Source organism: Variovorax sp. 05L425, from assembly GCF_056397705.1.
In genome coordinates this window covers 77796-101662 of record NZ_JBFTNY010000004.1, presented here as the reverse complement: position 1 = coordinate 101662, position 23867 = coordinate 77796, and the positions used below count along the sequence as shown (strand labels likewise).

At 65.7% G+C, this 23867-nt stretch carries 25 protein-coding genes; 14 read left to right on the top strand and 11 right to left on the bottom strand.

The window, feature by feature from the left end:
* Positions 1 to 80: 80 nt before the first annotated feature.
* Positions 81 to 824 (bottom strand): 2,3-diphosphoglycerate-dependent phosphoglycerate mutase, encoded by a 744-nt coding sequence (gene gpmA / locus AC1DN9_RS06255; RefSeq protein WP_478098303.1) that lies wholly within the window; start codon positions 822 to 824, stop codon positions 81 to 83.
* 72 nt (positions 825 to 896) lie between these two features.
* Between gpmA and AC1DN9_RS06250 the strand changes: the two genes are divergently transcribed.
* From AC1DN9_RS06250 to nadA, 6 genes are all read left to right on the top strand, one after another.
* Entirely contained in the window at positions 897 to 1304 is a 408-nt protein-coding gene (locus AC1DN9_RS06250; RefSeq protein WP_478098301.1) for a rhodanese-like domain-containing protein, read from the top strand.
* Between the two features lie 18 nt (positions 1305 to 1322).
* Entirely contained in the window at positions 1323 to 1583 is a 261-nt protein-coding gene (grxC, locus tag AC1DN9_RS06245; protein ID WP_478098299.1) for a glutaredoxin 3, read from the top strand.
* Between the two features lie 101 nt (positions 1584 to 1684).
* Positions 1685 to 2149 carry a protein-export chaperone SecB gene (gene secB, locus AC1DN9_RS06240; protein WP_478098297.1) on the top strand — a complete coding sequence of 155 codons (465 nt, stop codon included), beginning with the start codon at positions 1685 to 1687 and terminating at the stop codon, positions 2147 to 2149.
* A gap of 24 nt (positions 2150 to 2173) precedes the next feature.
* Positions 2174 to 3175, top strand: coding sequence for an NAD(P)H-dependent glycerol-3-phosphate dehydrogenase (locus AC1DN9_RS06235; RefSeq protein WP_478098295.1), 1002 nt, complete (start codon positions 2174 to 2176; stop codon positions 3173 to 3175).
* Between the two features lie 25 nt (positions 3176 to 3200).
* Positions 3201 to 4079, top strand: coding sequence for a carboxylating nicotinate-nucleotide diphosphorylase (nadC, locus tag AC1DN9_RS06230; RefSeq protein WP_478098293.1), 879 nt, complete (start codon positions 3201 to 3203; stop codon positions 4077 to 4079).
* Positions 4080 to 4081: 2 nt separating this feature from the next.
* Positions 4082 to 5230 carry a quinolinate synthase NadA gene (gene nadA / locus AC1DN9_RS06225; RefSeq protein ID WP_478098291.1) on the top strand — a complete coding sequence of 383 codons (1149 nt, stop codon included), beginning with the start codon at positions 4082 to 4084 and terminating at the stop codon, positions 5228 to 5230.
* Here nadA and AC1DN9_RS06220 read toward each other — a convergent pair.
* From AC1DN9_RS06220 to AC1DN9_RS06195, 6 genes are all read right to left on the bottom strand, one after another.
* Positions 5188 to 5601, bottom strand: a complete 414-nt coding sequence (locus AC1DN9_RS06220; RefSeq protein WP_478098289.1) for a 6-carboxytetrahydropterin synthase — start codon at positions 5599 to 5601, stop codon at positions 5188 to 5190. The genes nadA and AC1DN9_RS06220 overlap by 43 nt on opposite strands.
* A gap of 19 nt (positions 5602 to 5620) precedes the next feature.
* Entirely contained in the window at positions 5621 to 6259 is a 639-nt protein-coding gene (queE, locus tag AC1DN9_RS06215) for a 7-carboxy-7-deazaguanine synthase (RefSeq protein WP_478098287.1), read from the bottom strand.
* Between the two features lie 7 nt (positions 6260 to 6266).
* Entirely contained in the window at positions 6267 to 7097 is an 831-nt protein-coding gene (gene panC, locus AC1DN9_RS06210; protein WP_478098285.1) for a pantoate--beta-alanine ligase, read from the bottom strand.
* A gap of 40 nt (positions 7098 to 7137) precedes the next feature.
* Positions 7138 to 8715, bottom strand: coding sequence for an L-aspartate oxidase (gene nadB / locus AC1DN9_RS06205; RefSeq protein ID WP_478098283.1), 1578 nt, complete (start codon positions 8713 to 8715; stop codon positions 7138 to 7140).
* A 65-nt stretch (positions 8716 to 8780) separates the two neighbouring features.
* Positions 8781 to 9578 (bottom strand): segregation and condensation protein A, encoded by a 798-nt coding sequence (locus AC1DN9_RS06200; RefSeq protein WP_478098711.1) that lies wholly within the window; start codon positions 9576 to 9578, stop codon positions 8781 to 8783.
* A gap of 126 nt (positions 9579 to 9704) precedes the next feature.
* Complete coding sequence (locus AC1DN9_RS06195; protein WP_478098281.1) at positions 9705 to 9911, bottom strand: DUF3460 family protein; 207 nt, start codon at positions 9909 to 9911, stop codon at positions 9705 to 9707.
* 132 nt (positions 9912 to 10043) lie between these two features.
* On the opposite strand from AC1DN9_RS06195, the gene AC1DN9_RS06190 reads away from it, so the two are divergent.
* Together AC1DN9_RS06190 and AC1DN9_RS06185 are read left to right on the top strand one after the other, a co-directional pair.
* Complete coding sequence (locus AC1DN9_RS06190; protein WP_478098279.1) at positions 10044 to 10715, top strand: hypothetical protein; 672 nt, start codon at positions 10044 to 10046, stop codon at positions 10713 to 10715.
* A gap of 53 nt (positions 10716 to 10768) precedes the next feature.
* Entirely contained in the window at positions 10769 to 11269 is a 501-nt protein-coding gene (locus AC1DN9_RS06185; protein WP_478098277.1) for an outer membrane protein assembly factor BamE, read from the top strand.
* On the opposite strand, the gene AC1DN9_RS06180 is transcribed toward AC1DN9_RS06185, so the two are convergent.
* The 3 genes from AC1DN9_RS06180 to metG are packed head-to-tail and all read right to left on the bottom strand — an operon-like array spanning position 11266 to position 15312.
* Entirely contained in the window at positions 11266 to 12948 is a 1683-nt protein-coding gene (locus tag AC1DN9_RS06180; RefSeq protein WP_478098275.1) for a SulP family inorganic anion transporter, read from the bottom strand. The two genes, AC1DN9_RS06185 and AC1DN9_RS06180, sit on opposite strands and share 4 nt — an antisense overlap.
* Before the next feature lie 34 nt (positions 12949 to 12982).
* Entirely contained in the window at positions 12983 to 13219 is a 237-nt protein-coding gene (locus AC1DN9_RS06175) for a hypothetical protein (RefSeq protein WP_478098273.1), read from the bottom strand.
* The gene (gene metG, locus AC1DN9_RS06170) at positions 13219 to 15312 is read right to left on the bottom strand and encodes a methionine--tRNA ligase (protein ID WP_478098271.1); all 2094 of its coding nucleotides are present in this window, start codon (positions 15310 to 15312) and stop codon (positions 13219 to 13221) included. The genes AC1DN9_RS06175 and metG overlap by 1 nt, the downstream gene beginning before the upstream one ends.
* 84 nt (positions 15313 to 15396) lie before the next feature.
* Between metG and AC1DN9_RS06165 the strand changes: the two genes are divergently transcribed.
* The 3 genes from AC1DN9_RS06165 (at position 15397) to AC1DN9_RS06155 (ending at position 18487) form a co-directional block, all read left to right on the top strand.
* Positions 15397 to 15873, top strand: a complete 477-nt coding sequence (locus AC1DN9_RS06165; protein WP_478098269.1) for a GNAT family N-acetyltransferase — start codon at positions 15397 to 15399, stop codon at positions 15871 to 15873.
* Positions 15874 to 16000: 127 nt separating this feature from the next.
* A complete protein-coding gene (locus tag AC1DN9_RS06160; protein ID WP_478098267.1) occupies positions 16001 to 17935 on the top strand; it encodes a tannase/feruloyl esterase family alpha/beta hydrolase in 1935 nt (644 codons plus the stop codon).
* Positions 17936 to 17992: 57 nt separating this feature from the next.
* Positions 17993 to 18487, top strand: coding sequence for a MarR family winged helix-turn-helix transcriptional regulator (locus tag AC1DN9_RS06155; RefSeq protein ID WP_478098265.1), 495 nt, complete (start codon positions 17993 to 17995; stop codon positions 18485 to 18487).
* Between the two features lie 12 nt (positions 18488 to 18499).
* Here AC1DN9_RS06155 and AC1DN9_RS06150 read toward each other — a convergent pair whose 3' ends face one another.
* A complete protein-coding gene (locus tag AC1DN9_RS06150; RefSeq protein ID WP_478098263.1) occupies positions 18500 to 19726 on the bottom strand; it encodes a patatin-like phospholipase family protein in 1227 nt (408 codons plus the stop codon).
* Positions 19727 to 19836: 110 nt separating this feature from the next.
* Here AC1DN9_RS06150 and apbC point away from each other — a divergent pair, with 110 nt between their 5' ends.
* The 3 genes from apbC to AC1DN9_RS06135 all read left to right on the top strand — a co-directional run bounded on the left by apbC (position 19837) and on the right by AC1DN9_RS06135 (position 23866).
* The gene (gene apbC, locus AC1DN9_RS06145; RefSeq protein WP_478098261.1) at positions 19837 to 20928 is read left to right on the top strand and encodes an iron-sulfur cluster carrier protein ApbC; all 1092 of its coding nucleotides are present in this window, start codon (positions 19837 to 19839) and stop codon (positions 20926 to 20928) included.
* A gap of 132 nt (positions 20929 to 21060) precedes the next feature.
* Positions 21061 to 22005 carry a LysR substrate-binding domain-containing protein gene (locus AC1DN9_RS06140; RefSeq protein WP_478098709.1) on the top strand — a complete coding sequence of 315 codons (945 nt, stop codon included), beginning with the start codon at positions 21061 to 21063 and terminating at the stop codon, positions 22003 to 22005.
* Between the two features lie 163 nt (positions 22006 to 22168).
* Complete coding sequence (locus AC1DN9_RS06135; protein ID WP_478098260.1) at positions 22169 to 23866, top strand: OFA family MFS transporter; 1698 nt, start codon at positions 22169 to 22171, stop codon at positions 23864 to 23866.
* The last annotated feature ends 1 nt before the right edge of the window (position 23867 follow it).

The window sequence follows — 23867 nt, the reverse complement described above, 5'->3', positions numbered from 1 at the left end:
GTCAAACCAATATACACAGCTTGGAAGCTGGTTGTGTGCCGGGGTTCCGTGAATCCCTTCAATCTATTTCCGACTTTTCGTCAGCCTTTGCCTTGCGCTGCGACGGCTGCCGCGGCTTTTTCGGCCGCGTCGGCATCGCCGAGGTAATAGTGTCGCAACGGCTTGAGGTCGTCGTCGAGCTCATAGACCAGCGGGATACCGTTGGGGATGTTGAGGCCGACGATGGCGTCGTCCGAGATGCCGTCGAGGTATTTCACCAGTGCGCGAATCGAATTGCCGTGCGCTGAGACAACCAGGCGTCGTCCGGTCCGGATCGCGGGCGCCATGGATTCGTTCCAGAAGGGAAGGACGCGTGCCACGGTGTCCTTCAGGCATTCGGTCAAAGGGATCTGCTCGGGGCTCAGCTTGGCATAGCGCACGTCGCCGCGTTCGCTGCGCGGGTCGTTCGCTTCAAGCGGCGGCGGGGGGGTGTTGTAGCTCCGGCGCCAGACCAGGACCTGCTCATCGCCGTATTTCTTGGCGGTTTCGGCCTTGTTCAGGCCTTGCAGACCGCCGTAGTGGCGCTCGTTGAGGCGCCAGGAATGCACGACCGGCAACCAGGTGCGGTCGAGTTCGTCAAGGGTGTGCCAGAGCGTCCGGGTGGCGCGCTTGAGGACACTGGTATAGGCCACATCGAAGTCGTAGCCCTCCGCCTTGAGCAGTCGACCGGCCTGCTTGGCCTGTTCGATGCCGGTCGCCGTCAGGTCGACGTCGGTCCAGCCGGTGAAGCGGTTTTCGAGATTCCAGGTCGATTCGCCGTGGCGGATCAGTACCAGTTTGTGCATGGGGGAGGCCTTTGGGAACGCGTGCGGAAACCCGACATTCTAAAATCCGGGGTTTGCCACTCAAGGAACACCGTGAAATTCATCGTCGACAACTGGATGTTGATCCTGATCGCGCTCAGCTCGGGCGGCATGCTCGCCTGGCCGATGCTGCGCGGCGCCAATGCCGGCTCGCTGACGGCGCAGGGCGCAGTCCAACTCATCAACCGCGAGCGTGCGGTGGTGGTCGACGTTCGCGAGCCTGAGGAATTCGCCGCGGGTCACGTCACCGGCGCGAAGAACGTGCCGCTCGATCAGTTGGAGCAAAAGCTCCCGACAGCGGTCAAAAACAAATCGTTGCCTTTGTTGCTTATCTGTGCAACTGGCGCGCGCGCTCAACGCGCCGTGGCCACGGCCAAGAAGCTCGGCTATGAGCAGGCCCAAGCAGTCGCCGGCGGACTCAAATCGTGGAAAGACGCTAACCTGCCGGTCGAAAAGGCCTGAACCCCAGAGATACCCCCGATGCAAGCTGTCAAGATGTACACCACCGCCGTTTGCCCGTACTGCATTCGCGCGAAGCAAATCCTCATGTCCAAGGGCGTGGAGCAGATCGAAGAGATCCGCATCGACAGCGACCCGCAGGCGCGCGCCACGATGATGGACATCACTCAGCGCCGCACCGTCCCGCAGATCTTCATCGGCGACACGCATGTCGGCGGCTGTGATGACCTCATCGCGCTCGATGGTCGCGGCGCCCTGATACCTTTGCTTCAGGGCGCCTGAGCCCTGTAACGCGCGCGGGCGATAATCCCCGGCTACATCCAGAAGCCCGCTCCGGGGGTTTTCCCGGGGCGGGCGTTGTTTTGACCCTAGAAAGTTCAGCCATGGCCGACCAGCAAGCCCAAGATCCCGTCTTTCAGATCCAGCGCGTCTACCTGAAAGACATGTCGCTCGAGCAACCCAACTCGCCGGCCATCCTGCTCGAGCAGCAGCAACCCACCGTCGACATCCAGCTCGGCATCGACGCCCAGCCGGTGGCTGACGGAATCTTCGAGATCGTCGTGTCGGCCACCGTGCAGACCAAGATCGAAGAGAAGACGGTATTCCTGGTCGAGGCCAAGCAGGCCGGCATCTTCGAGATCCGCAATCTGCCGGACGAGCAGATGGGCCCGATCCTCGGCATCGCCTGCCCGCAGATCGTCTACCCCTACCTGCGCGGCAACGTGGCCGACATCATCCAGCGCGGCGGCTTCCCGCCCGTGCACCTCGCCGAAGTCAACTTCCAGGCGATGTTCGAGCAGCAGCAAGCCCAGGCAGCCGCCCAGGGCGCGCCGACCCTCGCGCAGTAAGCCGGTCACCTTCCGTCGCCGCCGATGAAAATCTGCGTGCTCGGCGCCGGCGCCTGGGGTACGGCGCTGGCGGTCAATGCCTCCGGCCGGCACGCGGTCACCCTGTGGGCCCGTGATGCCGCTCAGGCGCAGGCGATATCGGCGGCGCGCGAAAACGCGCGCTACCTGCCCGGCATCGCGCTTTCTCCTTCCCTGACCGTTTGCGCCGGCGACCCGCTGGCAGCGGTGGCGGGTGTCGACCTCGTCATCGTGGCGACGCCGATGGCAGCATTGCGCGAGCAGCTCCATGTATTGCGCGAACTGGCGTGTCCGCTGGCCTGGCTGTCCAAGGGCGTGGAGCCGGCGCTTGTCGATTCGGGCGAGGAAGGCCTTCTTGCCCACGAAATCCAGGCCAGGGTTGCGCCGCGCTTGACGGCGGGCGTCTTGAGCGGCCCGAGTTTTGCGTTGGAAGTGGCGCAGGGCCGGCCCACCGCACTGGTCGCTGCCAGCCCGCACGCCCATCTGCGCGAGGCGCTGGTGGAGGCTTTTCATGGTCCTTCGCTGCGTGTCTATGCAAACGAAGACATCGTCGGCGTCGAAGTCGGCGGGGCGGTCAAGAACGTGCTCGCCATCGCCACCGGCCTTGCCGATGGCCTGGCGCTCGGTCTCAACGCCCGCGCTGCGCTCATCACGCGCGGTCTCGCGGAGATGACACGCTTCGGCGTCGCATTGGGCGCGCGGGTCGATACCTTCATGGGTCTTTCCGGCCTCGGCGATCTCGTCTTGACGGCGACAGGCGACCTTTCTCGCAACCGCAAGGTCGGCCTGTTGTTGGCCCAGGGCCGCACGCTTGCCCAGGCCGTGGATTCGCTCGGCCACGTGGCCGAGGGCGTTTATTGCGCGCGCACGGTCGTGCAGCGTGCGCGGCATCTGGGTGTCGAGATGCCCATTTCCGACAGTGTGGTCGCGGTACTCGACGGCCGGGTGCGGCCGGCCGAAGCGGTCGCTGAACTTATGGGGCGGGAGCCGGGCGTCGAATCCGCCTGAATCCGCGCCCGCTTGCAGAATCAGCATGAACAATTCCTTCTTCGATTTTTCCGAGGCCCAACTGGCCGAACTGGCGCGGGCGGATGCCGCGCGCGCGCTCAAGGAAGACGCCGGCGACGGCGATCTCACCGCTGGGTTGATCGGCACCGAGACGCGTGCGACGGCCCGCGTGCTCGTGCGCGAGTCGGCAGTGCTATGCGGCGCGCCTTGGGTGGAGGCAGTCGTGCGCCAACTCGATCCCCAGGCGCGCGTGCTGTGGCATGACAAGGAAGGCGCTCGCGTCGCTGCCGACCAGACGGTGCTCGAAATCTCGGGCAGTGCGAGGTCGATCCTGACGGCCGAGCGCACCGCGCTCAACTTTCTGCAACTGCTCAGTGCGGTGGCGACGCGGACCGCCACCTACGTCGAGGCCATCCGTGGTRCGCGCGCGCAAATCGTCGACACGCGCAAGACGCTGCCGGGCCTTCGCCTCGCGCAAAAGTACGCGGTGCGCGTCGGCGGCGGCACGAACCACCGCATCGGACTCTATGACGCGATCCTGATCAAGGAAAACCACATTGCCGCGGCAGGAGGCGTCCGTGCCGCGCTGCGTGCTGCCGAAGAGGTGGCGGCGCGTGCCAGGTTCATCGAGATCGAGGTCGAGACGCTCGCGCAATTCGACGAGGCCCTTGCCAACGGCGCCCGCATGGTGCTGCTGGACAACATGGACCTCCCCACCCTGCGCGAAGCCGTGCGCCGCAACGACGCAGCGGGCGATGCACGCGCCGTGCTCGAAATTTCCGGCGGCGTAACGCTCGACAGCGTTCGCGCCCTGGCTGAAACCGGCGTGGACCGCATCTCGGTGGGCGCGCTCACCAAGGATGTGAAGGCGGTCGATTTCTCGATGCGATTCCAGGAAGCCTGACCATGTCATCTGCCGTCATCAGCGTCGATTACGAACAACCGGCGTTGTACCGCCCCGAAGACGACGCCGTCGTCGAGAACGACGCCGCCGTGTGCGACACGCGCCGGGCCTGGGCCCGCGTGCCGCCAGAACCATCGCCCGCGGAGCGCGGTGCGCTGAAGGACCGCATTCGCCGCTTGCTGGTCGAGCGCAATGCAGTGATGGTGTCCCACTACTACGTTCATCCGGACCTGCAGGACCTGGCCGAGGAAACCGGCGGCCTCGTCAGCGATTCGCTCGAAATGGCGCGCTTCGGCCGCGACCATGCGGCGCAGACACTCGTGGTTTCGGGCGTGCGTTTCATGGGCGAAACCGCCAAGATCCTGTCGCCGGAAAAGCGGGTGCTGATGCCCGACCTGGACGCCACTTGCTCGCTCGACCTCGGCTGCCCGGAGGATGCGTTCAGCGCGTTCTGCGACCAGCACCCGGATCGCGCCGTGGTCGTCTACGCGAACACGAGCGCGGCGGTGAAGGCGAGGGCCGACTGGCTCGTCACATCGAGCTGCGCGCTGGACGTGGTGCGCGCGCTGACGGCACAGGGCCAGAAGATCCTCTGGGCGCCCGACCGCCACCTGGGCGACTACATCCGCCGCGAAACCGGCGCCGACATGGTCAGCTGGCAGGGCGCCTGCATCGTGCACGACGAATTCAAGGCGCTGGAGCTCGAACTGCTGATGAAGGACCATCCCGATGCCAAGGTGCTCGTGCATCCCGAGGCCCCGGCCGATGTGATCGCGCTGGCCGACGCGGTGGGGTCGACCTCCGCCATCCTGAGCGCCGCGCAGCGCATGGATGCGACCGAGTTCATCGTCGCGACCGACAACGGCATGTTGCACAAGCTGCGCATGCTCAACCCGGGCAAGACCTTCATCGAGGCGCCGACCGCCGGCAATTCGGCCACGTGCAAGAGCTGCGCGCACTGCCCGTGGATGGCCATGAACGGCCTCGCGGATCTGGCGCGCGTGCTGGAGACGGGGGCCGGTGAAATCCACGTCGACCCGGCGCTCGGCCGGCGCGCCCGCGTGCCGATCGATCGCATGCTGGCCTTTACCGCCGCGCTGAAGAGCGGTCAGCCGACCGGCGCAATCGTCGCAGGGATCGGTGCGGTCTGAGCCAGATTCAACAGGCACTCGTCGCCCAGCGCGTCGCGCCAGACGCGCACTTGCGAGATTCGCGGCTGCATGTCGCCCAACGCCGCGGCAATGAACAGGCAGAGGTTTTCCAACGTGGGAATGCCGAGGCCCGGGACATCGTCGAGCAAATGATGGTCGAGTCGCGCGCGCACATCCTGCAGACGTGCGCGCAGCACGCCGAGATCGAGCACCATGCCTGTCTCGGGATCGAGCGGCCCGCGAATGGAGATCTCCGCGTGATAGGTGTGGCCGTGAATGCGGCGACTGCCTTCGGCTTCGATCTCGCGCCGCAAGGTGTGGGCGGCATCGAAAAAGATGCGTTGACTGACGGTGAGTTGCTGCGAGGACATGATCGTTTCCGTGCGGACCTCAGCGGATCCCGGTGAGCTTGTGCGTCTGCAGGCTCAGCCGCCAGCCGGGGTGGCGCATGCAGGTGTCGATGCACAACGCGATGTTGTTGGCCTGGGCGGGACCATCCATCGGTTGCAGGAAATGGTGCGCGAAGCGACCTTCGGCATACAGCACGTCCAGGTCCAGGCCGGGCTGCGGCCAGACCACTTTGAGTTCCTGTCCGCTGCGTTGAATCCAGGGCGCGCCGGCTTTCGGGCTGATGCAGAGCCAGTCGATGCCGTCGGGTGCCGCGAGCGTGCCGTTACTTTCCACCGCAATGCGGAAGCGGCGTGCGTGCAGCGCGTCGATCAGTGCAGCGTCCAGTTGCAGAAGCGGTTCGCCGCCGGTGATGACGATCAGCCGATGGGCGTCGTCGTCGGCCGGCCATTGCGCGGCGATGGTATCGGCCAGCAAATCGGCGCTCGCGAACTTGCCGCCCAGCGTACCGTCCGTGCCCACGAAGTCGGTGTCGCAGAAACGACAGACTGCACTGGCGCGGTCGCTCTCGCGTCCGGTCCACAGATTGCACCCTGCAAAGCGGCAGAACACGGCGGGCATGCCAGCTTGGCCGCCTTCGCCTTGCAATGTGTAGAAGATTTCCTTGACGCTGTAGGTCATCGCAATCTCAAGGATCGATTTCCAGATTGTCGATGAGGCGCGTTGTTCCCAACCGTGCAGCGGCGAGCGCGACCAGCGGTTCGCCCGGCGTCGGCGCTTGCAGGTCGGAGCGTCGGCGCAGCACCACGTAGTCAGGCTTCCAGCCCCGCTGTTCGAGCATCTGCATCGCACGCGCCTCCAGCGCACCCAGGTCGCGCTCACCGGCCTGGATGGCTGCCGCCATCGCCCGAAGTGCCGCCGAGAGTTGCACGGCCTCCGCGCGTTCGGTCTCGCCCAGATAGCCGTTGCGTGACGACAGGGCCAGGCCATCGTCCGCTCGCCGGGTCTCGCCGCCCACGATCTCGATGGGCAGCGCGAACTGCCGCACCATGTGCCGGATGATCATCAGTTGTTGATAGTCCTTCTTGCCGAACACTGCAACGGCGGGCTGCACGCAGGCGAACAGCTTCATGACGACCGTGCAGACGCCGATGAAGAAGCCAGGTCGGAAGTGGCCTTCAAGGATGTCGGCCAAAGCGGCATCAGGATGCACCTTGCAAGTCTGCGGCTCGGGGTAGAGCGCGCGTTCGTCGGGCGCGAAGAGCACGTCGCAACCGGCGGAGCGCAGCTTTTCGCAGTCACTCTCCCAGGTGCGCGGATAGGTGTCGAAGTCCTCGTGCGGCAAGAACTGCAGGCGGTTGACGAAGATGCTCGCCACCGTCACGTCGCCCAGCGGCTTGGCCTGCCGCACCAGCGCCAGGTGGCCGTCGTGCAGGTTGCCCATGGTGGCAACGAAGGCCGGGCGACGGAAGCGACTCAGATGGTCGCGCAGTTCAGGAATCGTGCGGGCGATGTACATGGCGTGCTCTCGGTCGAACAGGTTGAAGGATGGCACCGCCTCACACCGCGGGTGGCACCAGGATGGTCGGCGCCGCCGGTGCGGCGAGCGCCGGATAGTCGCGGCTGAAATGAAGTCCGCGACTTTCGCGGCGCGCTTGGGCGGAGCGCACGATCAGGTCCGCCACCTGCACCAGGTTGCGCAGCTCCAGCAGATCGCGCGTGACGTGGAAGTTCGCATAGAACTCGTGGATCTCGCCGGTGAGCAGCGCGATCCGGTGCGCCGCACGGTCGAGCCGCTTGTTGGTGCGCACGATGCCCACGTAATCCCACATGAAGCGCCGCAGTTCGTCCCAGTTGTGCGAGATGACCACCGTTTCATCGGCATCGGTGACGCGGCTGTCGTCCCACGTGGGCAATGCCACGCGCTCACGTGCCGGAGCATCCGCGACGGCCTTCGCCGCTGCACGCGCGAACACCATGCATTCGACCAGCGAATTGCTGGCCAGCCGGTTGGCGCCGTGCAAGCCAGTGCATGCGGTTTCGCCGATGGCGTAGAGGCCGGGCACGTCGGTGCGCCCGCTGAGATCGGTCAGCACGCCGCCGCAGGTGTAATGCGCCGCCGGCACCACAGGAATCGGCTCGCGCGTGATGTCGATGCCGAGTTCGGCGCAGCGCGCGAGGATGTTCGGAAAGTGTTCCTTCAGGAAAGCCGGGCTCTGGTGCGAGATGTCGAGGTACACGCAGTCCAGGCCGTGCTTCTTCATCTCGAAGTCGATGGCGCGCGCCACCACGTCGCGCGGCGCGAGTTCGGCACGCTCGTCGTGCGCCGACATGAAGCGCGTGCCGTCGGGCAGCAGGAGTCGCCCGCCTTCACCCCGCACCGCTTCGCTGATGAGGAAGGACTTCGCGTCGGCGTGATATAGACAGGTCGGGTGGAACTGGATGAACTCCATGTTCGCCACGCGGCAGCCCGCGCGCCAGGCTGCAGCGATGCCATCGCCCGTGGCCGTGTCGGGATTGGTCGTGTAGAGATAGACCTTGCCCGCGCCGCCCGTGGCCAGGACGGTGTGGGGTGCGCGGAAGGTGACGACCTCGTCGGTCGCCGCGTCCAGCGCATGAAGGCCCAGGCAGCCGGCATCGGAAAGGCCGAGCTTGCGGCCGACGATCAGGTCGACCAGCGTGTGCTCCTCGAACAGCGTGATGCCCGGCGTACGCCGCACCGTCTCGATCAGGGTGTGCTGCACGGCCGCACCGGTGGCATCGGCCGCGTGCACGATGCGGCGCTGGCTGTGGCCTCCTTCGCGTGTCAGGTGCAGGTCGCCATGCTCCAGGGAGAAAGGTACGCCGAGTTCGCGCAGCCAGGCAATGGCGTCGGGCGCATGCTCGACCACGAAGCGGGTGGCCGCGAGGTCGCACAGCCCCGCGCCGGCGACCAGCGTGTCATCGACATGGGACTGGATGCTGTCGCCTTCGGCCAGCACGGCAGCGATGCCGCCCTGCGCCCAATGGCTCGCGCCGTCGTGCAACGAACGCTTGGTGATCACGGCCACGCGATGCGTGGGCGCCAGGTGCAGTGCGGTGCTGAGGCCAGCGAGCCCGCTGCCGACGATGAGGACGTCGAAGTCGTGCAGTGCCATCGGAATTCCGGTGAGCCCTTGATCGGGCGATGAAAGTGAAGACGGTGAAGAGGAGGGGAGAACAGTCAGGCCGGCGAGTACGCCAGCCGCACGTAAATAGGCGCGAACGCTTCGGCCTGGGTGATCTCGATGAGCGTCTCTTTCGCGAGCTCGAGCATGGCGATGAAGGTCACGACCAGCACCGGCGTACCGCGCGTCACGTCGAACAAGCTCTCGAACTCGACGAACTTGCGGCCCTGCAGATGGCGCAGCACGATGCTCATGTGCTCGCGCACGCTCAGTTCCTCGCGCGAGATCTTATGGTGCTGCACCAGCTTGGCGCGCTTGAGGATGTCGGCCCAGGCTTCGCGCAGGTCGACGACGTTCACATCGGGGAAGCGCGGCTTGAGCGATTGCTCGATGTAGACCTGCCCCTTCCAGAAGTCGCGTCCGGCCTGCGGCATCGCGCTGAGCGAGGCGGCCTGCAGCTTGGTCTGTTCGTATTCGAGCAGACGGCGAACCAGTTCGGCGCGCGGATCCTCGGCTTCTTCGCCGTCGGCAGTCTTCTTCGGCGGCAGCAGCATGCGCGACTTGATCTCGATCAGCATCGCGGCCATGAGCAGGTATTCGGCGGCGAGTTCGAGATTGGTCTGGCGAATCTCGTCGACGTAGCTGAGGTATTGCCGCGTCAGTCCCGCCATCGGGATGTCGAGGATGTTGAAGTTCTGCTTGCGGATCAGGTAGAGCAGCAGGTCCAGCGGGCCTTCGAAGGCTTCGAGGAAGACCTGGAGGGCCTCGGGCGGGATGTACAGGTCGTTCGGAAGGGCGAACAGCGGTTCGCCATAGAGCCGGGCGAGCGCGACCTGGTCGACCACGTCCGGCATCGATGGCACCACGGCGGCGCCGTCGTCCGCGATGACTTCGTCCTGGACGGAACGGACGGAGTCGTCCGTTTCGGCGCCATCACCTTGCCGGCGGGCGCCGGAGCCCGGAATGGCCCGGATGGTCACTTACTTGACTTGGGTCTGGTAGACGTAGGGCTGCTGCGGAACGTTTGCTTCGCTGTATTCCTCGAGCAGGCTGCGGTCGAGGTGCTTGTCCCAGAGGAGCGCGCGGCCGGCGCGTTGTTCGGCCTCCAGCGTCGGCTTCTTTTCTTTCATCTGTTCGATGAAATTGGTGATTTCGGACGTGTAGTGGGGGCGGGCGAAGATGGACATGGCAATAGGACCTTTGGGCGCGGATTTTACCGGGTGGGCCGGACAGGGGCGCATAAACGGGTGGATTCCGCATTGAAGCCACCGTCGGCATGCGCTAGCGTGGCGGCTCCCATCCACCCAAGGAGACTGCCGATGAAGCGCCGTTACTCGATGTTCCTTGCCGCGACCGCTGCAGCCGGCGTGCTGCTGGTGGCTTGCAGCACCACCGGGCCCGCCACGCCGCAGAGCAAGATGAGCTTTTTCATCACCAGCGTGAATCCGGGGAAAGGCGCCGACTTTGGCGGCCTCGCGGGCGCCGACCGCCATTGCCAGAGTCTTGCGGCGAACGTCGGTGCCGGCAATCGAACATGGCGGGCCTATCTGAGCACCACGGCCACACCGGGCAACCCTGCGGTCAATGCCCGCGATCGCATCGGCAATGGCCCGTGGTTCAATGCCAAGGGCGTGCTGATCGCCAGCAACCTCGACGAACTGCACGGCGTGAACAAGATCAACAAGGAAACCGCGCTGACCGAAAAGGGTGAAGTCGTCAGCGCGAGCGGTGATCCCGTCAATCAGCATGACATCCTGACTGGTTCGTCTCCCGACGGCCGCGCCATCAACGACACCAAGGACACGACCTGCGGCAACTGGACGAAGAGCGGCGACGGCTCGGCCATCGTCGGGCATCACAACCGCATGGGTACCAACGCCCCTCCAGCTTCGATGTCGTGGAATTCCTCGCATCCCACCCGGGGCTGCAGCATGGATGCGCTGAAGAGCACAGGCGGCGCAGGACTGCTCTACTGTTTCGCGGTGAACTGAGCGCCGGGCCGGCGGATAGACTGGCCGCTCCCATCTGATTTCCCGAGGAAGGCATGGAGCGACAAGTGATCCGTTCGGCGTTGGCGGTGCTGCTGCTGGGCGCCACGTTGTGGCTGACGGGCTGCGATCCGAAGCACATCAGCGAGCTGGAGGAGGGCGTGTCCACCGAAGCCGACGTGCGCGCGCGCTTCGGCGAGCCCGAGAACATCTGGGATGCGCCCCAGGGCAGGGTCTTCGAATACAACCGCCAGCCCCAGGGCCAGAAGAACTACATGATCACCATCGGGCGCGACGGCAAGATGAGCGCCTTGCGCCAGGTGCTCACGCCCGAGAACTTCAACAAGGTCCAGGCCGGCATGCCGATGGAAGACCTGCGCAAGCTGCTCGGCAAGCCCGCGAAGCGCACGCCGTATCCGCTCAAGAACCAGACCGAATGGGAATGGCGCTGGGTGCAGCCGCCGAATTCGCCCATGGTGTTCACCGCCACGCTCAATGACGACCAGCGCGTGGTGAGTGCGGGTTCCTCGCCGGACCGCGCGACCGAGGCGAACTAGATTTCGTCGCTGTCCGCGCTCGTCGCGCCGCCGGTCAGCTCGTCGGCAAACCCCGAGCGCACGATCACTTCCAGCGGCTGCGGTTGCAGCGATTCGATGCGCAGCACGCCGTCGCGCGACAGCACGGCCTTGTGAACCTGTCGCAGTGCATCGAGCCCGGTGGCGTCCAGTGAGATGAGATGGAGTGCGTCGAGTACCACCGTCATGCCGCGGGGCGCGCGTTCGACTGCCTGCACCGCCGGGTCCAGCTTGGCCGCTGCGCCGAAGAACAGCGCGCCATAGAGCCTGAAGGTCAGCACCGGCGGCTCCAGCGACACCATCTCGATGCTGAACAACTCGCTCATGCGTCGGATGAAGAGCGCGCAGGCCAGCACGACGCCTGCCTGGAACGCCACCGTGAGGTCGAACACCACCGTGAGGAAGAAGGTGCCCAGCATCAACAGCCTGTAATGTCTGCTGAAGCGTCGCAGCATGTAGGGCGAGAACTCGCGCCATTCGCCCATGTTCCATGCCACGAAGATGAGAATGCCCGCGAGCACCGCCAGCGGCACGAGATGCGCGAGCGGCGCGGCAAGCAGCACGACCACCATGAGCGTGATCGCATGCACGATGCCGGCAATCGGTGAACTCGCGCCTGCGCGCACGTTGGTTACGGTGCGGGCAATGGTGCCAGTTGCCGGCATGCCGCCGAAGAACGGCGCGACCGCGTTCGCAATGCCCTGTGCCATCAACTCCTGATTGGGATCATGCCGCGGCAGCCCGCTGACCTGATCGGCAACCCGAGCGCACAGCAGCGATTCGATCGCCCCGAGCATGGCGATGGTGAGCGTGGGCGTGACCAGAAGCTTGACCGTCGTCCACGTGAACTCCGGCAGCGCGAACACCGGCAACCCTTCGGGGATGCCGCCGAAGCGCGTGCCGATCGTCTCGACCTTCAGGCCGAACCCCCACGACACCAGCGTGAGCGTGACCAGCGCGATGATCGGCCCCGGCACGCGCGAGCCTGCGCGCGCGGCACGCGTATCGGCCACTCGGCCCAACACAAAGCGCACCGCGTAGCCAAATCGCGTCTTGTCGTGGAGCAGCTTCGGCCATGCGAAAAGCCCGACAAGGCAGGCCAGGCCGAGTCCGAAGGCATAGGGGTTGAAGGTGTCGAGGTGCGTGGCCAGCGTGTGCAGTTGCGAGAACATGTCGGCCGGCATCTTGGGTGTAGACAGTCCAAGCCAGTCCTTGATCTGCGAGATCAGGATCAGCGCCGCGATGCCGTTGGTGAAGCCCACGACGATCGACAGCGGCACGTAGCGCACCAGCGTGCCGAGACGAAACAACCCGATCAGGAACAGCAACACGCCGGCACAGGCGGTCGAGATGAGCAGGTTCGCCACGCCGTAGCGCTCGACGATTCCGTAGACGATCACGATGAAGGCACCGGCCGGGCCGCCGATCTGCACCGCTGAACCGCCGAGTGCGGAGATGAGAAAGCCCGCGATGATCGCCGTCCAGATGCCGGCTTCGGGCTTGAGCCCCGAGGCGATGGCGAACGCCATTGCGAGCGGGAGCGCGACGATGCCGACCGTGGCACCCGCGCCGATGTCCTTGAGGAAGCGCTCCTTGTTGTAGTCCGCGAGCGCGTCGATCAGCTGCGGCCGGAAGCGTGCGAACTTCAGGGGCGAGGTCATGGGCGCTATTGTGGATGCGCCCGGGGTTCAGGCCCTATTTCGAGTCACCCGGCAACACCGCATCGGCTGCTGCACCGACGGCCTTGCCCGTGATGCGGGCCGTTCCGATCGCGGCATCGGCGGCGAGCCCCACGGCACCCGCGCCCACGCTCACCGCAGTGCTCGTGACGCTGACCGCCGCACCGGCGACAGCACATCCGCCCAGTACAACGGTACAGACCCATGCCGCACCGAGTACTCCGATTCGGGAGACCAGTCTGAGGATATTCATCATCTGACTCGCATGCCGGCGACAGCGCCCGGCGACGGTTCGAGGACGTAGATGCCCGGATTCGCTTTCTCGTCCGCGTGACTCGCGGCCAGCACCATGCCTTCGGAAATGCCGAACTTCATCTTGCGCGGCGCGAGGTTGGCGACCAGCACGGTGAGCTTGCCGACAAGCTGTTCGGGCTGGTAGGCCGAGGCGATGCCCGAGAAGACGTTGCGCGTCTTGCCCTCGCCGGCGTCGAGCGTCAGGTGCAGCAGCTTGGTCGAGCCCTCGACCTTCTGGCAGGCCACGATCTTCGCGATGCGGAGGTCGATCCTGGCGAAGTCGTCGATGCTGATGGTCGGTGCGATGCCTTCGCCGCCCGGCAGCTCCGTCGCTGCGGCAGTGCTTTCGGCGACCGGCTCTGGCGGCTCGAAGAGCTGGTCGAGCTGCTTGGCGTCGACGCGCTGCATCAGGTGCTTGTAGTCGTTGATGGCATGACCCGCGCCGAGCAGCTTGCCCGCGTCCGCAGACAGCAGCGGCGTCGTGCCCAGGAAGGCTTCGACCTGTGCGGCCAGCGTGGGCAGCACCGGCTTGAGGTAGATCGTCAGCAGGCGGAAGGCCTCGATGCACGCCGTGCACACGTCATGGAGGCGAGCCTCCATGCCTTCCTTCTTGGCAAGCTCCCAGGGCTTGTTCTGGTCGACGTATTCGTTGACCTTGTCGGCCAGCAGCATGATTTCGCGCAGGGCCCGCGCGTAGTCGCGTCCGTCGTAGAGCGCCTGCATCTGCGCGGAAGCGGCCTGCAGCGCGGACAGCAGCGCCGCACCGTCGGCCGAGACCGTGCCGAGCTTGCCGCCGAAGCGCTTGGCGATGAAGCCTGCCGCGCGGCTCGCGATGTTGATGTACTTGCCGATGAGATCGGCGTTCACGCGCGCCATGAAGTCGTCGGGGTTGAAGTCGACGTCTTCCACCTTGGCATTGAGCTTGGCCGCGATGTAGTAGCGAAGCCACTCGGGGTTCATGCCGATCGAGAGGTACTTGAGCGGATCGATGCCGGTGCCCCGGCTCTTGCTCATCTTCTCGCCCGAGACGGTGATGAAGCCGTGCACGTTGACCTGGCTCGGTGTCTTGCGGCCGCTGAACTGCAGCATCGCGGGCCAGAACAGCGTGTGGAAGTAGACGATGTCCTTGCCGATGAAGTGCACCTGTTCCACAGCCGGATCGGCCACGAAGTCGTCGAAGCTCTGCGATGTGCGCGATGCCTCGTGCCAGTGCCTGGCGGCCTGACCCTTGTCGAAGTGGTTCTTCAGGCTGGCCAGATAGCCCACCGGCGCATCGAGCCACACGTAGAAGTACTTGCCGGGTTCGTCGGGGATCTCGATGCCGAAGTACGGCGCCTCGCGCGAGATGTCCCAGTCGCTCATTCCACCGTCCGGGCCGGCCTCGAACCACTCGCTCGCCTTGCGGGCCATCTCGGGTTGCAGCTTGCCGTCCTGCGTCCAGGTCTTGAGAAAGTCGACGACCTTGGGGTCGGAGAGCTTGAAGAAGAAGTGCTCGGAACTGCGCAGCTCGGGCGTCGCACCGGTCAGCGTCGAGTACGGATTGATCAGCTCGGTCGGCGAATAGACGCTGCTGCACACCTCGCAGGCATCGCCGTACTGGTCCTTGGCGTGGCACACCGGGCATTCGCCCTTGATGTAGCGGTCGGGGAGGAACATGCCCTTGACCGGATCGTAGAACTGCTCGATGGTGCGATTGGCGATCATCCCGCCCGCCTTGAGCTTCTTGTAGATGCCCTGGGCGAGTTCGGTGTTCTCGGCGCTGTCGGTCGAATGCCAGTTGTCGAAGCGGATGTGAAAGCCGTCGAGGTATTCCTTGCGGCCCGCGGCGATCTCGCCGACGAATTCCTGCGGCGTCTTGCCGGCCTTCTCGGCCGCGATCATGATCGGCGCGCCGTGCGCGTCATCAGCGCCCACGAAGTGCACCATGTGCCCCTGCATGCGCTGGAAGCGCACCCAGATGTCGGCCTGGATGTATTCCATGATGTGGCCCACGTGGAACTTGCCGTTGGCGTAGGGCAAGGCGGTGGTGACGAAGAGTTTGCGCTGGGACATCGCGAGGGGCGCTTTCGGGACGAGAGAGAGGACCCGGCATTTTAGGTGGCGGGGCTATAGTCGTCCCGCCAACCCGAGTTCCCAGTGATTGCCGCCTACGAAATCACCCTCGCCCAGGAGTCCGACGCGCCCGATATCGCGGCGTTGTCGCGCGATGCCATCGAACGCGGTCTTTCATGGCGCTGGACCCAGCGGCGCGTGTTGCGGGCCATCCGGGACCCGGTGACCAATGTCGTGGTCGCCCGGCGCGCTGGCGCACTGCTTGGCTTCGCCATCATGCAGTACGGGGACGAAGAAGCGCACATCGCGCTCTTCGCAGTCGAGGCATCGCAGCGCCGCGCCGGCCTGGGCGCCGCATTGCTGGCGTGGCTCGAAGCGACGGCTGCCATCGCCGGCATCCACACGATCCGCCTCGAAGCCAGGGCCGGGAACGCTGCGGCGAAATCGTTCTATCGTCGACATGGCTTCACGGAGTACGCGTCGAGCCCCGGCTACTACGAAGACGTCGAGGATGCGGTGCGCATGATGAAGCGACTTGGCCCCGATGCGGGTATCTCCTGAGCAAATGATTAGCTGAAATAACTATTCTGCGATGCACATAGTGGGCATCGCAGTGCCAGTTTTCCAATCGGAATAGGCGATTGGAAGGCGGATTCAGGGCAAAGAATAGTTAACAACAGGAGACATCATGGAGTCCCATGCCACGTTGAAAATTCTGGTCGCGGGCGCCTTGTCCGCTGTCGCACTGAGCGGTTGCGGCGGTGGAGGCGGCGGTTTTCCGTTGCCGATCGCGACCGCTCCGGCCCCGGCCCCGGCACCTGCGCCAGGCGCTCCTCCGGCCCCGGCCCCAGCTCCCGCCCCCACACCGGCGCCGCTCCTGAACAATCCCAACGCCGCGGCCGGCTGCGATGCGGTGGCGACGCTGGCGTCGGAGCTGTCGGCGACAGGCCGCACAGTGAGCATCACGTCAACAACCCTGTCAAAAACCACCGCCACCGATGCGAGCGGCAATCCCCAGACCTATTGCGCCGTGGTCGGCACCATCAACGGCGGCCGAGCGGGCTTCAAGGCCGCGGGCCAGACCGATGCGCAGACCACCTATGCGATCGGCTTCCAGATCAACCTGCCGAGCACCTGGAACAGCCGTCTCTTTTTCAGCGGCGGCGGCGGAACGGACGGATCCATTCCCGACACGACGGGTGTCATCACCAATGGCGAGGCGGTCAACCCGCTGCTTTCCGGCTACGCGACGGTGTCGGACGACAGCGGCCACAGCGACAGCGTGAACAGCGATCCGAACAATGCCGGCAGTTCGGCATTCGGTCTCGATCCGCAGGCGCGCCTGGACTTCGGCTACAACGCCATCGGCCAGACCAAGCAACTGGCCAATCAACTGATCGCGCGCTACTACGGCAAGAAACAGGACTACGCCTACTTCATGGGCTGCTCCGAGGGCGGACGCGAGGCGATGATGGTGTCGCAGCGCTTCGGCGACGAGTTCGACGGCGTCGTGGCCGGCGATCCCGGTTCGGATCTTCCCAAGGCCTGGCTGGCCGAAGCCTGGGACACCCAGCAGTTCGCGGCGGCAGCGGCGGCGCAGGGCTTCTTCGAGAACGGCCCGGGGGCGAGTGCTGGCACGCCACTGCTTTCCTCGGCATTCACGTCGGCGCAGTGGTCGGCCATGCAGAACGCGATCCTCGCCAAGTGCGATGCGGACGACGGCCTGGTGGACGGCATGATCAACAAGGCCTGCACCTTCGATGTGAGCACCCTGGCGTGCGGCACTGCGGGCGCTCCGACCGCTCCGGCCTGCCTCAGCGCCGCACAGGTCACGGCCATGCAGAAGGTCATGGGCGGTCCGAAGAACAGCGCCGGCGACGCGCTCTATGCGGATTGGCCGTGGGACGCGGGGATCGGCGCGCCGGGCTGGCTGATCTGGAAAGTGGGCATCCCGGGAGCCTTCGGCCCACCCGGCGTGAACGGCGCGATCAACGTGACGCTCGGCGGCGGTGCCGGTCCGCTGATCTTCACCACGCCCCCTACGCAAGGCCTGTCGACGGCGAACTCGCTGGTGCAGTACCAACTGAATTTCGACTGGGACAACGACGCACCGAAGATCACCACCACCAGCGGCATCTACGGCACGTCGGCCTATGACTTCATGGGCACGCATTCGACCGACCTGTCGACGCTCAAGAACAAGGGCGGCAAGCTGATCGTCTATCACGGCACCAGCGATCCGGTGTTCTCGTTCAACTACACGGCCAACTGGTACAACGCGCTGAGCCAGACGGCCGCGAACGGCACGGTCAAGGACTTCGCGCGCCTCTTTCCGGTCCCCGGCATGAATCATTGCTCGGGCGGTCCGGCAACGGATTCGTTCCCGGCCTTCACCGCCGTCGTGAACTGGGTCGAAAAGGGTCAGGCGCCAGACCGCCTGATTGCGAGTTCGAGCACCGCGACGCCGGCACAGTTCGGCTGGGCCTTGCCTGCAGGTGCGACGACCCGTGTGCGGCCGCTGTGCCCCTATCCGCAGTATGCGAAGTACACCGGCGCGACGGGTAGCTCGCCTGCGGCGCTGACGGCGCAGAACGATCCGGCCAACTACGTCTGCACGCCCTGAAGCCGCGTTGCGTGCCGGCATGAACCCCGGGAGGCGGCCGCTACACTGGCCGCCGACATGACGGCACGCACCCCCAATCCGACGCACGAGGCCGCACTGCATTCCCCTCGCGGGGTCCTGGAAGACGAGCGCTTGCGCCGGCTTCTCGGCTACAGCCTCGTGCAAGCGGCGATCCCGACCACCAACCTGTTCCTCAAGCACGTGGGCGAGCCTTTCGACCTCCGCCGGGTCGAATACTCGCTCCTGGTGCTGGTCGACTCGAACCGCGATGTCACCCCGAAGCAGCTCTCGCGTGCTCTTGCGGTGTCGGTGCCCTATCTCACCGTCACGCTCGACCGGCTCGAGGCGCGCGGCTTGCTGGGTCGCAGCCGCAGCGAGGTCGATCGGCGCTCGCAGCATGTGCGGCTGACGCGCAAAGGCGCCGACTTGGTCAAGAAGGCCGAGGCCGTGGCTACCTCGATGGAAGAGGAGCTCCTCGGTCATCTGACGCCGGGCGAAAGCGCGCTTCTCTTCGAGTTGCTGCAGCGCATTGCCGCGCATCGGCGAGCCTGAGCGCGGCTGTACCTAGGCGGCGCGGCTCCAGCCCATGAAGGCACGCACCGCCTCGCGCTGATCAAACGCGTCCTTGCGCCCCAGCGCCATCAGTTCCCGCGTGAAGGCCGACTCGAACAGCAGATAGCTCGCGAGCGCCGAGCCCTTGAGATCGGTCGTCTCGGCGGGCACGGCCGGTTCGCCCAGCAGGCTGCGCACGGCGGCCGGCAGTGCATGGGCGTGCTTCGCGGCGATGAGATCGATGCGCTGCGACGGCGCGATCAGCAGCAGTTCCACAGGCTGCAGTTCGGTTGCGGCGCGTGCTTCGGGCGGGATCAGCGAGAGCGTCGCGTTGATGCGCTGAAGGCGCTCCACGTCGGCCGTCAGTGAGTCGAGGAAGATGCTCGACAGCGCATGGCCGGCGATCTGTGCCAGCGACGGATAGCCGCTCAGCGCGTTGGGCGCCAGCACGTTGGCCGGTTCCTGCATGCGACCGGCGCCGACAGCCAGGATGCGCCGCGCGCCAAGATGGATGGCTGCAGCCAGCGGCGCCGACTGGCGCATGGAGCCATCGCCGAAGTACTCGACGTGGTCCCCGACCTCCAAGGCCGTGGCCGGAAACACGAACGGGATCGCGGACGACGCCAGCAGATGCTCGTGTGCGATCTGCACCGGCACCGCCTGCCGCTTGGACCGGACCCAGGGTAGCTGTTGCGAACCGGCCTGGTAGAAGGTCACGTGCTCGCCCGAGCTGTAGCTCGACGCCGTGACGGCCAGGGCATCGAGGTGGCCCTGCGATATCAGTCCGGGCAGCCGTTCCAGCGACACGAGCTGCTCCAGAAGCTGCCGCAGCGGCGCGCTGTCGAGCAGGGAGCGCAAGCCGCTGCGCCGCCAGCGCGCAACCAGCCAGCCGGCGGACAACAACCGGGCCCACGGCGCCTCGCTGTGCAGGACGGTCAGGGCGTCGGCACGGTAGATCTGCGTCGGCTCGAGCCTTGTCCATACGTGCGCGATCTTGCGCACCGTCGTATCGAAGTCGTCGGCGCCGCAGGCCAGCGCGGCCGCATTGATCGCGCCCGCCGATGTGCCGGTGATGATCGGAAAGGGATTCGCGTGTGCGGACGCGCCGGCGTCGCGGCGAAGCTTTGCCAGGGCTTGCAGCACGCCGACCTGGTAGGCCGCGCGTGCGCCGCCGCCTGTCAGCACCAGGCCTGTGGCGGGAGGAAGGTCGGAAAGTTGGATGGGCGGGACGGAAGGCATGTGACGCGCCCAAGCGTACCCGTCCTTCGGCTTCGGCGTAGGGTCAAGATATCCGCCGTGGGGTGCCGGTTTCGCGCCGCACTAGACTAGCTGTCATTCAGGAGTTACCCATGGCAGTTACACAAGAGGCGGTCACGAACGCGCTCAAGTCCGTCCTCGACCCGAACACGGGCAAGGATTTCGTCAGCGGCAAGGCGTTGAGGAACCTCCAGGTCAACGGCGGGGACGTGGCCTTCGACATCGAGTTGGGCTATCCGGCCAAGAGCCAGGTGCCGGAGCTGCGCAAGTCCCTCGTCGCAGCCGCCAAGGCGGTCCCGGGCGTGGAGAACGTCTCGGTCAACATCACCACCAAGGTCATCAGCCACGCCGTGCAGCGCGGTGTGCAACTGATGCCCAACGTGAAGAACATCGTCGCCGTGGCGTCGGGCAAGGGCGGCGTGGGCAAGAGCACCACCGCGGCCAACCTGGCGCTCGCGCTTGCGGCGGAGGGCGCGAAGGTGGGTCTGCTCGATGCCGACATCTACGGTCCGAGCCAACCCATGATGCTCGGCATCGACCGCCGCCCTGAGAGCGAGGACGGCAAGACCATGGAGCCGCTCGAAAACCATGGCGTGCAGGTCATGTCGATCGGCTTTCTCGTCGATCAGGACGAAGCCATGATCTGGCGCGGCCCGATGGCCACGCAAGCGCTGGAGCAGTTGCTGCGGCAGACCAACTGGAAGGACCTCGACTACCTCATCGTGGACATGCCGCCCGGAACCGGCGACATCCAGCTCACGCTCTCGCAGCGCGTGCCGATGACGGGCGCGGTGATCGTCACCACGCCGCAGGACATCGCACTGCTCGATGCGAAGAAGGGCATCAAGATGTTCGAGAAGGTCGGCGTGCCGATCCTCGGCATCGTCGAGAACATGGCGGTGCACGTGTGTTCCAACTGCGGCCATGTCGAACACATCTTCGGCGCCGACGGCGGCAGGAAGATGGCCGAGCAATACAACATGGACTACCTCGGCGCGCTGCCGCTGGACATCAACATCCGCCTGCAGGCCGACAGCGGCAAGCCGACGGTGGTGGCCGATCCCGACGGCGAAGTGGCGGGCATCTACAAGGCCGTCGCGCGGCGCGTGGCGGTGGGTATCGCTGAAAAGGCGAAAGACTTTTCCGCCAAGTTCCCGACCATCACAGTCAGCAAGAACACCTGACATGGCATCCCGCCCAGCAAGGCGAACCAACTTCGGGAAACACCGCGGAACCGGCTCCGCCGGGCCGCCGGTGTTGCCCCCGGCAGGGGGTTGGAGAAGCGACACGAAGTGCGCGGAGCCTGGGGGCGAGCTCTGAACCTCCTCGCCTCGATGCGCTATCTCGTCGCGCTGGACGAGCATCGCCATTTCGGCCGCGCGGCGCAGGCCTGCCACATCACGCAGCCGGCGCTGTCGAATGCACTGCGCGTGCTGGAGACGGAGTACGGTGTCGTCATCGTCCGCCGTGGCCGCACCTACGTGGGCCTGACGCACGAAGGCGAACGCGTGCTCGCGGCGGCCCAGCGGATGCTGCGCGAAAGCGAAATCCTTCAACAGGAGTTGCGCAGCGAGGAGGGCAAGCCGTGCGGCAACCTGCGCATGGCGGCGGTGCCGACCGCGATCCCGATGCTGGCCCGTTTCGCGGCGATGCTGCAGCAGCGCCATCCCGGCATCGTGCCCGCGGTGCTGACGATGAGCTCACAGGAGCTGGAGACGGGCCTCGAAAGCCTGTCGCTGGATCTCGCACTGGGTTACACCGAACGTATGCATCTGCGGGACGTCAAGCTAGAGGCCTGGCCGCAGAGCATCGAGCACTACTTCTTGCTGCGTCGCGCGGCAAATCCCGCGGCCGATGTGTTGCGGATCGGCGAGCCCATCACCTGGGCCGAAGCCGCCTCTCAGTCGTTGTGCCTGCTCACGCCGGACATGCACAACCGCTTCATCATCGACCAGGCCTTCCGCACCGCCGGCGTGACCGTCGCACCGGCCATCGAGACCAACTCGGTGCTCACGCTGGTGCTCGGCGTCCTGGCCGGCAATGTCTCCAGCGTCCTGCCGGGCGCCATGGTTGCCGCCGTGCGCAGCCATCGCGAACTGGAGGCGCTGCCGCTGGTGTCGCCGGATGTGAAGACGCCGATCGGCTTCATGACGCAGCAGGGGGTGCGGCCTTCACGCGCGCTCGCCGCAGCGCTGGATATGCTGCAGACGCCGCAATGGCGCGAGCAGGTCAAGAAGCACAGTGGCGCGCTCGACAACTGAGCGCGGTCGCGAGCCGGGGCCGGCGGCGCCTGCCGCGTCGTTACGTTCATTTGGGTTTTGAATCGTCACATAGGGCAAACCTATTTGACGCTTTGTAACAATCCCGTCGACACTCCGCAGGCCCCAGAGAGGGCGTGTCAATCCCACAACAGGAGTAATCCACATGGCAGCTTCCAACGCAGGCGTCCTCGACGGGGACGGCGGCATCGGCGACTACGGCCCCCAACCGGGCCTTCTCGACAAGGAACGCATCATCGCGGGGCCCGGCTTCAACCGCTGGCTGGTTCCGCCGGCGGCTTTGGCCATCCACCTCTGCATCGGCATGGCCTACGGCTTCTCGGTGTTCTGGCTGCCGCTGTCGAAGGCGCTGTCGGCCGCTGGCACCGGCGCGCAGGCCTGCCCGAAGGACATGAGCTTTTTCGCCGAACTGTTCGCCACCGGCTGCGATTGGCGCATCGCCACGCTGGGCTGGATGTACACGCTCTTCTTCGTCTTCCTCGGGTGCGCGGCCGCGCTGTGGGGCGGCTGGCTCGAACGCGCGGGTCCACGCAAGGCCGGTGTGGTGGCGGCGGTCTGCTGGTGCGGCGGCATGCTGCTGTCCGCCGTAGGCATCCACCTGCATCAGTTCTGGCTGATGATCATCGGCTCGGGTGTCATCGGCGGCATCGGCCTCGGCCTGGGCTACATCTCGCCGGTGAGCACGCTCATCAAGTGGTTCCCCGACCGTCGCGGCATGGCGACCGGCATGGCGATCATGGGTTTCGGCGGCGGCGCGATGATTGGTTCGCCGCTCGCGGTGGACCTGATGAAGCGCTTCTCCACACCGACTGACGTCGGTGTGATGCAGACCTTCGTCGTGATGGCGATCGTGTACTTCGTCTTCATGTTGGGCGGTGCGTTCGGCTACCGCGTGCCGGCGACCGGCTGGAAGCCCGAGGGCTGGACACCGCCGCCGGCGCAGGCCGCCAACGCCATGATCACGCAGCGCCACGTGCACGTGAAGAAGGTGTGGGGCATCCCCCAGTTCTGGCTCGTCTGGATGGTGCTCACCATGAACGTGAGCGCGGGCATCGGCGTGATCGGCATGGCCAGCCCGATGCTGCAGGAAGTGTTCGGCGGCAACCTGATCGGCGTCGCCAAGAAGTTCGGTGAACTCGACAAGACCCAACTCGCCTCGATCGCCGCGGTGGCCGGCGGCTTTGCGGCACTGCTGTCGCTTTTCAACATCGGTGGGCGCTTCTTCTGGGCGAGCCTTTCGGACAAGCTCGGCCGCAAGCTGACCTACACCGTCTTCTTCGTGCTCGGCGGATTGCTGTACTGGAGCATTCCGGGCTCGGCGAACCTCGGCAGCAAGCTGATGTTCGTCGGCGCCTGCTGCATCATCGTGTCGATGTACGGCGGCGGCTTCTCGACCGTGCCTGCCTACCTGGCCGACCTGTTCGGCACGCAGATGGTCGGCGCCATCCACGGCCGCCTGTTGACCGCATGGGCCACGGCCGGCATCCTGGGTCCGGTCGTCGTGAACTACATGCGCGAATACCAGCTGGGGCTTGGCATTCCGCGTGAGCAGGTTTACAACCAGACCATGTACATCCTGGTGGGTATGCTCGTGATCGGGCTGATCTGCAACCTGCTGGTGCGGCCCGTGGCGGACAAGCACTTCATGACCGAGGAAGAATTCGCGCAAGAGAAGAAGCTCGCCCATGAAAAGGCGCTGGCCGCCGAGATGGGATCGGCGTCAGCGCGCGGCAACGGTGCGGTCAGCCCCCTCGTGGTGGTCCTGGCGTGGCTGGCGGTCGGCATCCCGCTGGCCTGGGGCACGTACCGGACACTGGTGGCCGCCGCGAAATTCTTCAACTGAC

Bases quoted from the DNA above. Each gene is read 5' to 3' on its own strand.
- gpmA (WP_478098303.1), bottom strand. From the start codon at position 824: ATGCACAAACTGGTACTGATCCGCCACGGCGAATCGACCTGGAATCTC.
- grxC (WP_478098299.1), top strand. From the start codon at position 1,323: ATGCAAGCTGTCAAGATGTACACCACCGCCGTTTGCCCGTACTGCATT.
- secB (WP_478098297.1), top strand. From the start codon at position 1,685: ATGGCCGACCAGCAAGCCCAAGATCCCGTCTTTCAGATCCAGCGCGTC.
- AC1DN9_RS06235 (WP_478098295.1), top strand. From the start codon at position 2,174: ATGAAAATCTGCGTGCTCGGCGCCGGCGCCTGGGGTACGGCGCTGGCG.
- nadA (WP_478098291.1), top strand. From the start codon at position 4,082: ATGTCATCTGCCGTCATCAGCGTCGATTACGAACAACCGGCGTTGTAC.
- AC1DN9_RS06220 (WP_478098289.1), bottom strand. From the start codon at position 5,601: ATGTCCTCGCAGCAACTCACCGTCAGTCAACGCATCTTTTTCGATGCC.
- queE (WP_478098287.1), bottom strand. From the start codon at position 6,259: ATGACCTACAGCGTCAAGGAAATCTTCTACACATTGCAAGGCGAAGGC.
- panC (WP_478098285.1), bottom strand. From the start codon at position 7,097: ATGTACATCGCCCGCACGATTCCTGAACTGCGCGACCATCTGAGTCGC.
- nadB (WP_478098283.1), bottom strand. From the start codon at position 8,715: ATGGCACTGCACGACTTCGACGTCCTCATCGTCGGCAGCGGGCTCGCT.
- AC1DN9_RS06200 (WP_478098711.1), bottom strand. From the start codon at position 9,578: ATGCCGGACGTGGTCGACCAGGTCGCGCTCGCCCGGCTCTATGGCGAA.
- AC1DN9_RS06195 (WP_478098281.1), bottom strand. From the start codon at position 9,911: ATGTCCATCTTCGCCCGCCCCCACTACACGTCCGAAATCACCAATTTC.
- AC1DN9_RS06190 (WP_478098279.1), top strand. From the start codon at position 10,044: ATGAAGCGCCGTTACTCGATGTTCCTTGCCGCGACCGCTGCAGCCGGC.
- AC1DN9_RS06185 (WP_478098277.1), top strand. From the start codon at position 10,769: ATGGAGCGACAAGTGATCCGTTCGGCGTTGGCGGTGCTGCTGCTGGGC.
- AC1DN9_RS06180 (WP_478098275.1), bottom strand. From the start codon at position 12,948: ATGACCTCGCCCCTGAAGTTCGCACGCTTCCGGCCGCAGCTGATCGAC.
- AC1DN9_RS06175 (WP_478098273.1), bottom strand. From the start codon at position 13,219: ATGAATATCCTCAGACTGGTCTCCCGAATCGGAGTACTCGGTGCGGCA.
- metG (WP_478098271.1), bottom strand. From the start codon at position 15,312: ATGTCCCAGCGCAAACTCTTCGTCACCACCGCCTTGCCCTACGCCAAC.
- AC1DN9_RS06160 (WP_478098267.1), top strand. From the start codon at position 16,001: ATGGAGTCCCATGCCACGTTGAAAATTCTGGTCGCGGGCGCCTTGTCC.
- AC1DN9_RS06155 (WP_478098265.1), top strand. From the start codon at position 17,993: ATGACGGCACGCACCCCCAATCCGACGCACGAGGCCGCACTGCATTCC.
- AC1DN9_RS06150 (WP_478098263.1), bottom strand. From the start codon at position 19,726: ATGCCTTCCGTCCCGCCCATCCAACTTTCCGACCTTCCTCCCGCCACA.
- apbC (WP_478098261.1), top strand. From the start codon at position 19,837: ATGGCAGTTACACAAGAGGCGGTCACGAACGCGCTCAAGTCCGTCCTC.
- AC1DN9_RS06135 (WP_478098260.1), top strand. From the start codon at position 22,169: ATGGCAGCTTCCAACGCAGGCGTCCTCGACGGGGACGGCGGCATCGGC.